Origin of the sequence: Mesonia ostreae (assembly GCF_031845265.1) — a bacterium.
GTDB classification, from domain to species: Bacteria; Bacteroidota; Bacteroidia; order Flavobacteriales; family Flavobacteriaceae; genus Mesonia; species Mesonia ostreae.
The window spans coordinates 19,692-35,317 of the sequence record NZ_JAVRBG010000015.1; the positions used below are offsets into that span (position 1 = coordinate 19,692).

The following is a 15,626-nucleotide window of genomic DNA, read 5'->3' on the forward strand; positions in this document are numbered from 1 at the left end:
TTTCAAGAAAGATTTCCATTAATTTTATTTCTTAATTTATCATCCGATTTCTTTTCTTCCGCAAGCGTAAATTTTCTCTTCTTTAAGAAAGCAGGGGGAGCTTTTGATTAGTGGTGAATACTGATTTGCCATTAGTTTCTATCTTTTTTAAACAGGAGCTTTATTAATTTTAAAGGTTCCTTCCCTTCTCTAAAGAAAGAGCGTGTTCAAAGTGCCAGCCAGAAAGAATTCATTTTGAAGGTAAAACAAAGTATGGCATTGCAAAGCAATAGGGGAAGGTTAAAATATTAAAAAAACTACTTCCTACGGAGTACCTTTAGAAAAATCTGGATTAAACATTTCAAGTTTTAATGGAAAATTACTGCTTAGAAATTCTACGGCATTATTGGCATGATCTTCATTTTTCAGAATAAGGATACAATCTCTTTGAGTATGGTTTTCACTTAAAATGTTTATTTCAAACGCATTAAATGAGGAGGTCATGTCTGGATTAGCAACATTAAACCAAGCGTATTTTTGGGCTTTTTTGAATTTTAAAATGGCTAGTTTGGGTCGGTTGACGAGACGAATCTTCGATTTGAAAATTAGCTTAGTATAGAAAAAAGAAGCTTTATATAGCTTGGCATTCTTTTTATAAAAACCTCTTTTTAAAAAAGCGATAGCTACCAAGATGCCATATAGTAAAAGATTTATCAGTAAAAATAAAAAAATCACAAAGTGCATTAATGGTATGAGAGAGCATAATGTTATAAAGGTAATAATAAGAGGAAATCCAACTCCGAGTAATATGACTAACTTTTGATGGGTGTTAAACCGGTGTTCTAGTATAATTCTATCCAAATGTGAAGTGTTAAAAGTTTAAAAATAATTTGAGTTGTAAAAATAACATTTACGTTTTTGACAAGTGAAATAGTTTCCTCTTCTTTAAAATGAAAGTTTTGACAATCTTACACCAAGATACTGGCGCCTTTTCCATTCACTTTGTTGGCATGATCTAGATAGAAGTCGATACGGCCTAGCATAATTCCTGCCCAACCTACTTGATTAACGAGTACTTCTTTTCCTTCAGCGTTTTTAGTGACGGTGGGTTTCTCTAAAAAGGTATGAGAATGTCCGCCAATTATCAAATCGATGTTTTTGGTTTGAGAAGCTAGTTTTAAATCGTCTATTTTATCACTTTCATAGCTGTAGCCTAAATGAGAAAGGCAGATCACTAAATCACATTTTTCGGTTTCTTTGAGCTTTTTTACGATGTCTTGAGAAATATTCACTGGATCGTGATAGACGGTTTCTTTGTACATTTTCTTGTTCACTAAGCCCTGTAGCTGAATTCCTACTCCAAATACCCCAATTTTCACTCCGTCTTTATGAAAAACCTGGTACGGTTTTATTTGTCCGTCGAGAACGGTATTCGAAAAATCATAGTTGGCATTCAATAAGTTGAATTTTGCATTTGGTAATTGTGCGTGTAAGCCACCAATCCCATTGTCGAAATCGTGATTACCAATGGTCGCGGCATCGTAGCCGAGTTTGCTCATCAGTTTAAACTCCAATTCGCCACCATAAAAGTTGAAATAGGGCGTTCCTTGAAAAATGTCTCCCGCATCCAAAACTAAGGTATTGGGATTCTCTTTTTTGATGTTTTTAATCAGCGTATAGCGTTTGGCTACGCCTCCTTGCCCAGGGTAGCTGTCATCACTCGTAGGAAAAGGATCAATATGACTGTGTACATCATTGGTATGTAAAATGGTGATGTGTTTCGCTTCCGCGGAAGCAAAAGAACTGCTGAGTAAAGCGGTGCCACCTATTCCTGTAAAAATTCCTGCTGCGGCTGTTTTTTGTATAAAATCTCTTCTTTTCATGGCTTATTGTTTTATAAAACGCTCATCGCGAACAGGATTAATGGTATCGTGTTTTTTAAAATAATCTATAAAAACATTACGTAGTTTATAATCTAGGTAAGTTTCACTCTGGCGTATGGCAAAAAAGTTCATATGGTCGCCTCCATCCATCAGGTAGTCGTTGGTGACGATAAAATAAGATTTGTTGAGATCTACTTTTTTTCCTTGTATACGTCCGGTTTTTATTTGATTGTCTTCAGTTAAAGTTAACTGCATTCCGGCGACAGGGTGCGCCACCTCACTTTTAGAAAGGTATTCAAACATTTTTAAAACCTGTGTTCCTTTTAATTCGATTACGACCGCTTCATTTTCAAACGGCATAATGTTATAAGCGGTTTTGGTGTTGATATCGCCGCGGTTGATGCTAGACCTAATTCCGCCGTGGTTGAGTAAAACCGCATCTATATTATTTCCTGTACGTTGATGAAACACGGGGTTAGTGATTTCTAAAAGCGCATCGGCCATCATATTTCCTATGGCGGTATTGTATTCTCCATCAAATTTAGAAAGTGTGTTGGGCGTGTAAGACAAGACTTTATTCATTTCATCTTTAATGCGGTCTTTATAGGGAGCGACAAAAGTCTTGATTTCTTCATCTTCGGTCAGGGACTTTTCTATAGAAAGCTGCTTTCCTTCAATTTGGGAAACTGCTAAAGGTACTTTCGTATTTTTATTTTGGTATTTACATCCCGAAAAGGAGAAGATCACAATTCCGTAAAGGATAAAAAGAATATTTCTCATTGAATCATTTTTTTGCAAAGGTAAAGATAGCATTTTAAGCTAAATTGGATGAAGACTAATTTTTGTATTTTTTTACTTAAAAATGTAACATTTGCCTGAAAGAGGAGTCTTATTAAAAAAACCATACTACATGAAAAAAATGATTTATACTGCGGCTTTAGCTTTTGCGCTATTCTCGTGTAAGAGTACCGCAGTAAAAACAGCAGAAAACGACACTATTGTAACCAATATCGATTTGGTAGATATACAAGACGATAAGGTGATGGTGAGCGTTGATCCTGGGAAAATTGATAAGGAAACGATTGTGTTTTACATTCCAAAAACGGTTCCCGGAACCTATTCTACGGATAACTACGGAAAATTTATCGAGAATTTAAAAGCATACAACTATAAAGGCGAAGAGTTAAATGTTACCAACTTAGACGAAAACTCTTGGCAGATTACAGATGCGACACAATTAGATAAAGTTACCTATTGGGTAAACGATTCTTTTGATGTGGAAGGTGAAGAAGGTGTGTTTTCTCCAGCAGGAACTAATATTGCTGCCAACGAAAACTTTATGCTTAATCTACATGCTTTTGTAGGTTACTTTGACGGGTTAACCGAAACGCCTTATCAGTTATTGGTTAAAAGACCCAACGAACTTATGGCGGGGACTTCTTTGAAATCTCAACCCGCTTCTCAGCCTGAGGGAGATGCAACCATAGATGAATATGCGGCGAGTCGTTACTTTGAAATCACTGATAATCCTATAATGTATTCTGCTTCTGAGAGTGTAGATTTTCAATTGGGAGATATGAAGGTGATTTTAGACGTGTATTCTCCTAATGGAGTACATACTGCGGAATCAATTAAGCCTAATATGAGTAAAATTTTAGAAGCTCAAAAAAGGTTTTTAGGCGATATTGATAATACTGATATGTATGCTATTTTATTGTATTTAGCAGACATGCAAAAAACCGATGCTAAAGGTTTTGGAGCTTTAGAGCATCATACTTCTACAACTGTGGTTTTACCAGAAACTATGCCATTGCAAGCTTTAAATGAGTCGATGAAAGATGTGGTTTCTCATGAGTTCTTTCATATTATTACGCCCTTAAGCGTACATTCAGATGAGGTTCATTATTTTGATTACAACAACCCAAAAATGTCTCAGCATTTATGGATGTATGAAGGAGTGACCGAGTATTTTGCAAATTTATTTCAAGTGAATCAAGGTTTAATAAATGACGAAGCTTTTTACGCAAGAATGGCAGAAAAAATAGCTTCTTCTAGAAGTTTTGATGATACCATGTCCTTTACGGAATTGAGCGAGAATATCTTGGATGATAAATATGAGCCTAGTTACTATAACGTATATCAAAAAGGAGCATTAATAGGAATGGCCTTAGACATTCGTTTAAGAGAATTAAGCGATGGAGAAATGGGAATTTTAGACTTAATGAAAAAATTAAGCGCTCAATACGGAAAAGAAAACCCATTTAAAGATGATGAATTATTTGATGATATTGTAAAACTGACTTATCCTGAAATAAGAACCTTTTTAACCACCTATGTAAGCGGAACGACTCCTATTCCTTACCAAGATTTCTTTGCAAAAGTAGGTGTAGAAAAAACAGAACAAGAGGTGAAATCTGGGTATTTCTTAAATGGACAAGTGCCTTTTATTGATGGAAGTCCTGAGACCAAAGCTATTTTTGTTCGTAAAGGAATAGAATTGAATTCATTTTTAAAAGAGATGAATTTAAAGGGTGGGGACATCATTAAGTCAATTAATGGAACCGAGTATACGATTGATAACGCTTATGCGTTAATTATGACTTCTCAAGGATGGAAAAAAGGAGATAAAATTGAAATGGTAATTGATAGAGATGGAGAAGAAATGACTTTAAAAGGCAAAGTTTCTCCAGCCACTTTAATGAAAACTAGTTATAAATCTTTAGACTTACCTGCTACAGATGCACGTGTGCAGTTGCGTGAAGCTTGGTTAAGAGGGTAGATTTTGCTTTATTAGAGAATAGATCGCTGCGCTGTTAGAATATAGAAATTATACCGTTTTGCAGTTAAAATATAGAATCTAGATTTGATTCTAACTAATTGATAAGCAATATTTTTTCTAATTTGAGATTAGCGTTTCATTTTAGATTTAACCTTTAAAAAAAACTATTTTTTTAAATTTAAGACAAAAGCGGTAGAAATACCGCTTTTTTTTACTATAAATTTGAGCAAACAAAGAATAAACTTACCTTTACAAAATCAATCACTTTGAGTGAGATTATAAATGAGTATTAAAAAATTTGGCATAGAGAAAGCCTTAGAAAAACGGCTTTTGTTACGAAAAAAGCAAGATTTACATAGCTTAAAACGGGTAGCTCTTGTTGTTGGTTCACACTCGGTTGATGTGGAAAGACTGCAGAAGAAATTATTGTCGGCGTTTTCATTGTCTAAGAATCAGTTGAGTAGTTTTATTTATAAAGAAAGTAAAGAGAATGAAAAAGAAAAAGAAATTTGTTTTTCTGAAAAAGATTTCAACTGGAGAGGAGGACTCAAAAAAGAAAGTAGGTTAAACGATTTTTTGGCACAAGATTTTGATTTGCTGGTAAATTATTTCTCAGAGAATAATTTAGCTTTACAGTTGGTTTCAGCTTCCACGGAAGCGAAATTAAAAGTAGGTGTAGCACACGAAGAAAAGCGGTTAAACGACATAGAAATCGTGGTGAAGAAGGAAGAAAGTGGAGTTTTTATTTCAGAATTAAAAAAATACGTCGATATAATTAAGGAATAATGGAAAAATTTATAGGAACAGGAGTGGCACTTATTACGCCGTTTAAAGAAGATCAATCTGTTGATGTAGAAGCATTGCGAGACTTGGTAAAGTTTCAAATAAACAACGGCATAGATTATATCGTGGTGTTGGGAACGACAGCCGAAAGTGCTACGCTTAGCGCGGAAGAAAAAACTTTGGTAAAACAAACGATTGTTGAAGCCAATAACGGAGAATTACCTTTGGTTTTAGGAATAGGCGGAAATCATACCGCAGGATTGGTGCAACAACTTAAGAAAGAAAATTTAGAAGGATTTGATGCTATTTTATCGGTTTCACCATTTTATAATAAACCTACGCAAGAGGGTATTTATCAGCACTTTAAGCAAGTTTCAGAAAACTCTCCCTTGCCTATTATTTTATATAATGTACCGGGAAGAACAGGAAGCAATATGTTGCCCTATACAGTAGCGCGATTGGCCAGCGATTTTGAAAATATTATTGCGATAAAAGAAGCTGCTGGAGATTTGGTGCAAGCGATGGAAATGATCCAGCAATGTCCTAAAGATTTCTTGGTGATTTCTGGAGATGATATGATTACACTTCCTATGGTTTTAGCGGGTGGAGCAGGAGTAATTTCTGTAATTGCTGAAGGTTTTCCAGAAGAATTCTCTAATATGGTTGCTTTGGGCTTAGATAGAAAGGTAGATGAAGCTTACGAGATTCATTACCAAATGGCTTCGGCGATTGATATGATTTTTGAAGAAGGAAATCCTGCTGGAATTAAATCGGTGTTTAAAAAGCTAGGTTTAGCAACAGATGTGGTAAGGCTTCCCTTGGTAAAAGCTTCAGAAAATTTACAGTTGAGGTTAGCAGATTTTATAGATAACAAATAATAATTAGTGCAAAACAATATTTCTAACGCATAAGAGTTTTTTAATTACGTTAGAAAGCAGTACTTTTGCAAGATGTTTTATAGACTTATGAGAAAAATAACACTCCTTTTATTTTTAGTTGCCAGCTTTTATTCTTGTGGAGAATACCAAAAAGCATTAAAAAATGACGATGTTAAAGTAAAGTATGATATGGCAATGAAGCTGTATGATGAAGGTATAGAGCAAGATAAGAAAAGTAAAGTAAAAAAATCTCTTAGACTTATAGAACAAATTTTACCTCAATATAGAGGTAAGCCTCAAGGAGAGAAAATTTCTTACATTCACGCTAATTCCTATTATTTTATGGAGGCGTATTTTGATTCTGGATATCAATTTGAGCGTTTTACCAAATCTTATCCTAAAAGTGAAAAGGTAGACGAGGCTTATTTTAAAAGTGCCAAAAGTTATTATTACGTTTCTCCAAGATTTAGTAAAGACCAAAGAGAGACCTATAAGGCAATAGACAAGTTTCAAGATTACATTACTCGTTTTCCCGATGGAAAAAATATAGGAGATGCCAATGAGTTATCATCTGCTTTAAGAGAAAAACTAGAGAAAAAATCTTATGAAATATCAAAACAATACCACCATACAGAAGATTATAAAGCTGCCATAGCATCATTTGATAATTTTATTGAGGCTAATCCAGGTTCTATTTATAGAGAAAAAGCATATTTCTACAAGATGGATTCTGCTTACTTATTGGCAATCAATAGTTACAAATATTTGGTTAAAGAACGTTTGTTGACGGCAAAAGAATACCACGAAAATTACAAAAAATATTTTCCGCAAGGAGAGTTAGCAGAAGAGGCTAACATCATTCTTCAGGATATTGATGAAAGATTAGAAAACTATAACAGTTAATACTTTAATAATGGATATAAAAAACCCGAATGCACCAGTAAGTACAACTACTATCGATAAGAATTTGGTAGATGCACCTACAAATAATATCTATGAAGCAATTGCAATCGTTTCTAAAAGAGCAACTCAAATTAATAGTGAAATTAAGAAGGAGCTTTTAGAAAAACTAGATGAATTTGCTACGTATAACGATAGCTTAGATGAGATTTTTGAAAACAAGGAGCAAATCGAAGTTTCTAAGTTTTACGAAAGACTGCCTAAGCCACATTCTCTAGCAGTGCAAGAATGGTTAGATGATAAAATTTATTATAGAGATACCAAGAGCGATAACGCATAATCTATGATCTCTTTAAACGATAAAAAAGTTCTCTTAGGAGTAACTGGCGGAATTGCAGCCTATAAAATTGCTTTTTTAGTTCGTTTATTTATAAAAGAAGGAGCAAAGGTTAAAGTGGTGATGACTCCCAAAGCTAAGGAGTTCGTTACTCCTTTAACCTTAGCTACTTTATCCAAAAATGAAGTGATCATTTCCTTTACGGAAAAAGATGCTGATGTTTGGAACAACCACGTTGACTTGGGCTTATGGGCAGATTTTATGCTCATTGCGCCTGCTACAGCCAACACGCTTTCAAAAATGGCAAGCGGACAGAGCAATAATTTTTTATTGGCTACCTACCTTTCAGCAAAATGCCATGTATATGTCGCCCCAGCTATGGATCTTGATATGTATCAACATCCCTCTACTAAAATTTCTTTAGAAAAACTGAACTCTTTTGGTAACAGTATTATTCCTGTGGGTCGTGGAGAACTTGCCAGCGGATTAAGTGGAGAAGGAAGAATGGCAGAGCCCGAGGAAATTATCAGTTTTATAAAAAAAGATATTAGCAATCAATTGCCGTTAAACGGAAAAAAAATATTGATTACTGCAGGCCCCACATACGAGGCTATAGATCCTGTGCGTTTTATAGGAAACCATTCTAGCGGAAAAATGGGATATGCTTTAGCAGAAGAAGCTGCAAAACTAGGAGCAGAAGTGACTTTGATTAGCGGACCTAGTGCGCTTCAGCTACAAGACGCTAGTATAAAAAGAGTAGATGTAGTTTCCGCTAAGGAAATGTACGAAGCGGTACATGCTATTTATGAAAAAATAGATGTAGCGATTGCGGCGGCGGCAGTTTCAGATTATAGACCGGTTACCCAAGCCACCCAAAAAATAAAAAAATCTGATCCCACACTAACGCTAGAATTGGAAAAAACCCAAGACATTTTGTTTTCTATGGGACAAAAAAAGAAGCATCAGTTTTTAATAGGCTTTGCTCTAGAAACCCAAAATGAAATAGAAAACGCGCAAAAGAAGTTAGAAAAAAAGAATTTAGACTTTATTGTTTTAAATTCGTTGAAAGATAAAGGTGCTGGTTTTCAAAAAGAAACCAATAAGGTTAGAATTATCAATGCAGATAGTGTACAATCTTACGAGTTAAAATCGAAGCGAAAAGTAGCAAAAGATATCCTTAATGAATTAGTGGATCGATTAGTATGAAAAACCTCTTAGTATATTTTTTATTTATATTATTTTCTTGTAGCGTGAGTGCTCAAGAACTTAATTGTACCGTTACCGTAAACGCAGAACAGACAGGTAAAACCCAACTCTCTGTATTTAAAACTCTAGAAACTTCTGTAAAAGAATTTATGAATCAAAGTTGGACAGAACTAGATTTAGAAGACGAAGAAAGAATACAGTGTAATATCTTTATTACGATAAAAGATTACAATTCAGATAGTTTTAAGGGAACTTTGCAAGTGCAATCTTCGCGTCCTATTTATGGAAGTACCTATACAACATCCGTTTTAAACTTTAAAGACAACGATTTCAACTTTAATTATACCGAATATCAACCTCTACGCTACAGTCAGAATACTTATAATTCCAATCTAATTTCTAATTTAAGTTTTTATGCCTTTACTATTTTAGGTTTGGATGCAGATTCGTATGCGTTGGAAGGCGGAGAAGATTATCATCAAGAAGCTAAGCAAATTGTAAACATTTCTGCGCAGCAAGGCGGCGGCGGATGGAAGGCTAACGACGGTAACCAATCTAAATATAAGCTTAACGCGGATATCATTTCTAGTAATTTTTCTAAATTTAGAGAAGCATTGTATATGTACCACCGTCAAGGATTAGATGTGATGCACCAAGATTTAGAAACGGGAAAAGAAAGCATAGTGAACTCTATTCAATTATTGAGAGATGTAAATAATAGTAGACCAAATTCAGCGCCTATGCGTGCTTTTTTTGATGCTAAATCTTCGGAGATTCAAAGTATTTTTAGTGGAGGTCCTTCTGTAGGATTAACCGAAGTGGTAGAAAATTTGAAACGAATTGCACCACTTTACAATAAAAATTGGAATAAGATTAAATTATAAAAATCTGTTTTGTTTTTGATGTCTACCATTAATTTCTCTTGTATATTTACCCTAAAATTGAAGAGAATTTGCTTACCAACTTATCTATAAAAAACTTTGCACTCATTGAAGATGTATCTTTACAGCTTCAAAATGATTTTACCATCATCACAGGGGAAACCGGTGCAGGAAAATCTATTTTATTAGGCGCTTTATCCTTAATTATAGGAAAGCGTGCAGATATAACTGCGGTTAGAAATCCCGAAAAAAAATGTGTAGTAGAAGGTCTTTTTAAAGTTTCTGCTTACCAATTAGAAGCTTTTTTTACCAAAAATGATTTAGATTACGAGCCAGATACCATTATAAGAAGAGAGATTTTACCTTCTGGCAAGTCTAGAGCTTTTGTGAATGATACTCCAGTTACGCTTCAGAAGTTATCCTTATTGGGAAATCAGTTGATTGATATTCACAGTCAGCACGAAACTTTATCCTTAGGAGAAGTCAATTATCAATTTAAGGTTATTGATGCTTTAGCAAATCACAAGGATAATTTGATTCAGTTTAAAGAAAAACTATCAGTTTATAAATCTCTTGTGCACGAATTAGAAGCCTTAAAAGAGTCGCAAAGAGAAGCCAAGGCGGCTTACGATTACAATCTATTTTTAGTCACCGAATTACGAGAAGTAGATTTAAAGCCAGGAATCCAAGAAGACTTAGAAGAGAAATTTAAGACCCTCAATAATGTAGAAGAATTAAAAGAAAACCTTTCGGCTTCTTCCTTTCATTTAGAACAAGAAGAAGTAGGGGTGTTGGCAGTCTTAAGAGAGGTGAAAAACAATCTTTCTCGTTTAGAAAACTTCAGCGAAAGCTATAAAGAACTCTATGAACGCGTGCAAAGCAGCTTATTGGAATTGGAAGATGTGTCTGAAGAAGTGGCTCGCTTAGAAAGTAAAATGGAAGATGATCCCGAAGAGTTGTCTTTGGTAAATGAAAAACTTCAGCAACTTTATAATTTACAACGCAAGCACGATTTAGAATCGGTGGAAGACTTACTCGCTTTACGGAATGAGTTGGAAGAGAAAGTTTCCAGTTCAGAAAATGCCGAGGAAGAATTAAAAGATTTGGAAAATAAAATTGAAGCTGCTAAGAAAGAAGCTTTAGCCATCGCGCAAGCGCTTTATAAAGCAAGGAAAAAAGAAATTCCTAATTTTATAAAAATGATGGAAGCTATTTTGGCTCAAATAGGAATGCCAGATGCTAAATTGAACATAGAAATACTTCCGCAGCAAGAATTTAATGTCCACGGAATAGATAAAATGAATTGGCTTTTGGCAGCGAATAAAGGAGGAAACTTCAAAGAAATCAAAAAGGCAGCCTCTGGGGGAGAATTATCTAGAATTACTTTGGCGGTAAAAAGTATCTTAGCGGTGTATGGAAAATTACCGACCATTATTTTTGATGAGATTGATACGGGAGTTTCTGGAGATGTAGCGCAAAAAATGGGAGACATTATGCTTGGGATGAGTGCAGAGATGCAAGTGATTGCCATTACGCATTTACCACAAATTGCCGCCAAAGGAAAGCAGCATTTAAAAGTGTATAAGGAAACACAAAAGAATATCACCACGACAAATATTGAGCAATTGGACGCAGAAAGAAGAATTATGGAGATTGCAGAGATGCTGGGCGGCAAAGAAAAATCGAGTTCTGCCATTGCGCACGCAAAACAATTATTGAACTAAGTTAGTTTTCATATATTTACCAACGATAAATAAAAAAATAAAAAAATCATGTCAAATAATTTACTCAAAGGAAAAAGAGGAATCATATTTGGAGCTTTAGATGAAAATTCAATAGCTTGGAAAACTGCCGAAAAAATTAAGGAGCAAGGAGGAACTTTCGTGCTTACTAATGCTCCTATAGCCATGAGAATGGGAAAAATTAAAGACCTAGCAGAAAAAACAGGATCTGAAATTATTCCTGCAGATGCCACCAAAGTAGAAGACTTAGAAAACCTAGTAGAAAAGGCGACCGAAATATTGGGAGGCAAGTTAGACTTTGTATTGCACTCTATTGGGATGTCGGTTAACGTACGAAAGGGAAATCATTATACCGATATGAATTATGATTTCACCACCAAAGGTTGGGATGTTTCTGCGGTTTCTTTTCACAAGACCATGCAAGTATTGTATAAAAAAGATGCTATGAATGAGTGGGGAAGTATTGTAGCCTTAACGTATATGGCAGCACAGCGTGTGTTTCCAGATTATAATGATATGGCAGACAATAAAGCTTATTTAGAGTCTATTGCTAGAAGCTTTGGTTATTTCTTCGGAAAAGATAAAAAGGTACGTGTCAATACTATTTCTCAGTCGCCAACACCTACTACTGCAGGACAAGGCGTAAAAGGTTTTGATGGTTTTATCGCTTACGCGGAAAAAATGTCTCCTTTAGGAAATGCTACGGCAGATGAATGTGCAGACTACACGTTAACCTTATTCTCTGATTTGACTAAAAAAGTTACGCTACAAAACCTTTACCACGATGGAGGATTCTCGAATATGGGCGTGAGTCAGGAAGTTATGGATGCATTTGTAGAAGGGGAAGAATAAAGAAACTTTAACCCATTTGTTATAAAAAAAACCGCTTTTAAGCGGTTTTTTTTACTTTTAATCTATTTCGTTAAAAGTTATTAACAAAACTGTGCTGTTTTAACAAAATATTCTTATTTTGTGGTTATTGTTTAACTTAATATTTAATTATGAAAAAAATTACCTTATTTACAATCCTAGCGCTATTTTTTAGCTGGCAGGGATTTTCACAATTTGGTTGTGGCTCTGGGGTAGTGATTACCGATGGCTATACAGCTATGGGGGTTACAACTCCTGGAACAGGAGGCGCAGAAGATTGGAACACAAACCCTACTGATGTCTCAATTAACGCTAGTTACTGGGATGATGATGTATACCTTTTCGAGTATACTTCAGGAGCTACGACAGAAGAAATTTCAATGACTACTTATTCTAGAAATAGTTGGAATGGTATAGGCATCTTTAGTGACTGTACAGGAGATACTTTTAGCGGAGAGTTAGATGCTCAAGGTACTACTGGAATTAATTCTACCAAAACAGTAAGTACTATTATTGGGGCAGCTACTACGGTTTATATTGCCGTAGGGCAATGGGGTACACCAGATGGTTTAGATTTTGATGTTACAGAGTTTACAGTTGCACCAATAAGCTGTTCTTCTCCTGTAAATGTGACTAGTACTAATATAACAAGTACAGCGGTAGATTTTAATTGGGATTCAGTATCAGAAGCAACTGAAGGTTTTAACTGGATGATCATGAATGAAGGCGAAGATCCAGACACAGATGATTCTGTACAAGAGGGTTCTTTGGCATCTGGGGTTACAATGATAGAAATTTCAGGTTTAACACCAGCAAGCGCTTATGATTTTTATGTACAATCAAACTGTGGTACAGGAGATGGATTAAGTGATTGGACAGGACCTATTTCAGTTGAAACTGAATGTGCTGTTTATACACCAGACTATTTAGAAGATTTTACCGATTTTCTCCCAATTTGCTGGGAGGAAGCTGGAAGTGGTCTGCCAGCTGATGGGCCATCAGACTTTGGTAATAGTAATTGGTTAGCCGATGAATATTTGAATACAGGAACTAATATGGCGGTTAACATTAATATTTATTATAATAATAGAGAAGAATGGTTAATTTCTCCAAGTTTTGATTTATCTGGAGGAGCCTATGAATTAATATATAATGTAGCCTTAACAGATTATAATAATTCTGATATTCCTGAAGGTGACGGAATGGGATCTGATGATGAAGTACAAGTGTTAATTACACAAGACAACGGTGTTACTTGGGAAAATTTAATGACATATAACCAAGCTTCTTATCCTTCAAATACGGGAGATACAGAAGTTATAGATTTAAGTTCTTATACAGGAACGGTTCAGTTTGCTTTCTGGGCAACAGATGGTACTGTGGATGATTCAGAGGATTATGATTTCTTTATCGATGATTTTAAAGTAGAGACGTCAACCCCAAATTCAACAGAAGATTGTGGACAAGAGCAATTTAGTAATGCTTTTGAGAATGGTTTGTTTATGGAAGAAGGAGGACAGTTGCTAGCTAACGATTTTATCGTGTCTGCAAATACACTTAATTTTTCTGTAGATAATATTACAGCAAATATACTTTCTCAAGGAGGAATAGCTTCTATGGATATTATCTTTTACGAAGATAATGCTGGAGTTCCAGGAACAGAGATTCAAACTTTTGAAGATGTAGTTCCTACTTCTCAAGATATTATTGGAGATGCTTTTGGTTTTGATGCTCATGAAGTAGTATTGGAATTACCAACTCCAGTAGATTTTGCAGGAGATGGCATGAATCCTGTAACCTATTGGGTGCAGCTTGTAGGAGTACCAACAACAGCAGGTACACAACTAGGTTGGGAGACTACCACTTTAAATCAAATAGGAAATCCTTATGTATTTGATAACGAAAATACAACGGAATGGACTGTTGGTGATGCAGATGGAGTCTTTAGTATTACAGGACAATGTGAGTATATTGATGGATGTTTACAACCAGAAGCTTTAACCGCATCTAACATTACTGTAGACAGTGTAGACTTAATGTGGACAGAACTTGGTGATGCTACAGAGTGGACTATAGAATATGGTGCTTCAGGATTTACTCCAGGATCAGGAACAATAGAAATTGATGATGATGGAACACCAGGAATTACTATAACAGGTCTAGACAGTTTGACAGAATATGATTTTTACGTAACTGCAAATTGTACAGATGAAAATAGTAATCCTTTAGGTCCATTAACGGTAAGTACAGTAGATACTTACTGTCAACCAGACATTACATTAACAGTTGAGCCTATCACACTAGTAGATATTGCAAATATTAGTAATGTAAGTGACGCAACAGGAACTGATGTTTATGAAAACTTTACAGATATGGTAATAGAACTAGACCAAGCAGGAAATTATACGATTGCTTTAGAAGGTTTTACAGGAGGTAATTTTGAAAACTTCTTTTCGGTATTTATAGATTGGAACCAAAATGGTGTTTTAGATGATGTTTCTGAAGTTTATGAAATTGGAGCTATAGAAAACTCTACAGGAACCGACGGTCAACAAGCGACGGGAAGCATTGAAGTGCCTGTAGATGCTATGTTGGGAATGACACGTATGAGAGTTTATAAAAACTATAACTCTTCAGTAATAGATCCTTGTTCATCGAATGGTTTTGGTCAAATAGAAGATTATACCGTAAATGTATCTGAAGGAGTTGTTAATCCTTGTGCAGCGCCAAGTGATGTTATTGTAAGTAATATTACTAATGTAAGTGCAGACATATCATGGACAGAAAACGGTTCTGCTACAGAATGGGAAATTCAATATGATGTTACAGGATTTACACCTGGAGACGGAATTTTTGTACAGGATAATGATGGGGATTTAGGTGAAACCTTATCAGGCTTAGCTCCTTTGACTACATATGATGTTTATGTAAGAGCTATTTGTGCAGATGGAACAATTAGTGATTGGACTGCTGTAGAAACATTTATTACAGATGAATTCTCTGTAAATAACTCTAATTTCCAAAACTTTAGCTATTACCCTAACCCTGTAAAATCTAACTTAAGTTTGAAAGCAGGTTTAGAAATAGAAAGAGTTTCTGTATACAATCTATTAGGACAAGAAGTGATTTCATTAAATCCTACTTCGCTTAACGCGGAAGTGGATTTAAGTAGGTTACAAGCTGGAGCCTATATGGTAAGAGTTAGCATTGAAGGAGAAACCAAGACGTTTAAAGTGATCAAAAACTAAATTTCACGATCATTTAATTTTTAAGAGAAAAACCCAAAGCATTTGCTTTGGGTTTTTTTTGCTTAAAATTGTGCTATCTCGTTTGATATTTATTTACGTGTTAAAAAGTCTTCTTATAATTTCTCTCGAGATTTTTTGTT

At 35.0% G+C, this 15,626-nt stretch carries 13 protein-coding genes; 10 read left to right on the forward strand and 3 right to left on the reverse strand.

Annotated features, from left to right (window positions below; translation table 11 throughout):
• Positions 1 to 303: 303 nt before the first annotated feature.
• The 3 genes from RLT85_RS13085 to RLT85_RS13095 form a co-directional block, all read right to left on the reverse strand.
• Entirely contained in the window at positions 304 to 840 is a 537-nt protein-coding gene (locus tag RLT85_RS13085; RefSeq protein WP_311402496.1) for a hypothetical protein, read from the reverse strand.
• 107 nt (positions 841 to 947) lie between these two features.
• Positions 948 to 1,862, reverse strand: a complete 915-nt coding sequence (locus tag RLT85_RS13090) for a bifunctional metallophosphatase/5'-nucleotidase (RefSeq protein WP_311402497.1) — start codon at positions 1,860 to 1,862, stop codon at positions 948 to 950.
• A 3-nt stretch (positions 1,863 to 1,865) separates the two neighbouring features.
• Positions 1,866 to 2,642 (reverse strand): 5'-nucleotidase C-terminal domain-containing protein, encoded by a 777-nt coding sequence (locus tag RLT85_RS13095; RefSeq protein ID WP_311402498.1) that lies wholly within the window; start codon positions 2,640 to 2,642, stop codon positions 1,866 to 1,868.
• A 130-nt stretch (positions 2,643 to 2,772) separates the two neighbouring features.
• On the opposite strand from RLT85_RS13095, the gene RLT85_RS13100 reads away from it, so the two are divergent.
• The 10 genes from RLT85_RS13100 to RLT85_RS13145 all read left to right on the forward strand — a co-directional run bounded on the left by RLT85_RS13100 (position 2,773) and on the right by RLT85_RS13145 (position 15,486).
• Positions 2,773 to 4,641 (forward strand): M61 family metallopeptidase, encoded by a 1,869-nt coding sequence (locus RLT85_RS13100; RefSeq protein ID WP_311402499.1) that lies wholly within the window; start codon positions 2,773 to 2,775, stop codon positions 4,639 to 4,641.
• Positions 4,642 to 4,923: 282 nt separating this feature from the next.
• Positions 4,924 to 5,427, forward strand: coding sequence for a DUF6913 domain-containing protein (locus RLT85_RS13105; RefSeq protein ID WP_311402500.1), 504 nt, complete (start codon positions 4,924 to 4,926; stop codon positions 5,425 to 5,427).
• Positions 5,427 to 6,302 carry a 4-hydroxy-tetrahydrodipicolinate synthase gene (gene dapA / locus RLT85_RS13110; RefSeq protein WP_311402501.1) on the forward strand — a complete coding sequence of 292 codons (876 nt, stop codon included), beginning with the start codon at positions 5,427 to 5,429 and terminating at the stop codon, positions 6,300 to 6,302. The genes RLT85_RS13105 and dapA overlap by 1 nt, the downstream gene beginning before the upstream one ends.
• 87 nt (positions 6,303 to 6,389) lie before the next feature.
• The gene (locus RLT85_RS13115; protein WP_311402502.1) at positions 6,390 to 7,205 is read left to right on the forward strand and encodes an outer membrane protein assembly factor BamD; all 816 of its coding nucleotides are present in this window, start codon (positions 6,390 to 6,392) and stop codon (positions 7,203 to 7,205) included.
• Between the two features lie 10 nt (positions 7,206 to 7,215).
• Positions 7,216 to 7,542, forward strand: coding sequence for a DNA-directed RNA polymerase subunit omega (locus RLT85_RS13120; protein WP_311402503.1), 327 nt, complete (start codon positions 7,216 to 7,218; stop codon positions 7,540 to 7,542).
• A gap of 3 nt (positions 7,543 to 7,545) precedes the next feature.
• The gene (coaBC, locus tag RLT85_RS13125; protein WP_311402504.1) at positions 7,546 to 8,745 is read left to right on the forward strand and encodes a bifunctional phosphopantothenoylcysteine decarboxylase/phosphopantothenate--cysteine ligase CoaBC; all 1,200 of its coding nucleotides are present in this window, start codon (positions 7,546 to 7,548) and stop codon (positions 8,743 to 8,745) included.
• Positions 8,742 to 9,629, forward strand: coding sequence for a type IX secretion system protein PorD (porD, locus tag RLT85_RS13130; protein WP_311402505.1), 888 nt, complete (start codon positions 8,742 to 8,744; stop codon positions 9,627 to 9,629). Before coaBC ends, porD begins: the two co-directional genes overlap by 4 nt.
• 38 nt (positions 9,630 to 9,667) lie before the next feature.
• The gene (gene recN / locus RLT85_RS13135) at positions 9,668 to 11,350 is read left to right on the forward strand and encodes a DNA repair protein RecN (protein ID WP_311402506.1); all 1,683 of its coding nucleotides are present in this window, start codon (positions 9,668 to 9,670) and stop codon (positions 11,348 to 11,350) included.
• Between the two features lie 48 nt (positions 11,351 to 11,398).
• Entirely contained in the window at positions 11,399 to 12,220 is an 822-nt protein-coding gene (locus RLT85_RS13140) for an enoyl-ACP reductase FabI (protein ID WP_311402507.1), read from the forward strand.
• Positions 12,221 to 12,369: 149 nt separating this feature from the next.
• A complete protein-coding gene (locus RLT85_RS13145; protein WP_311402508.1) occupies positions 12,370 to 15,486 on the forward strand; it encodes a fibronectin type III domain-containing protein in 3,117 nt (1,038 codons plus the stop codon).
• The last annotated feature ends 140 nt before the right edge of the window (positions 15,487 to 15,626 follow it).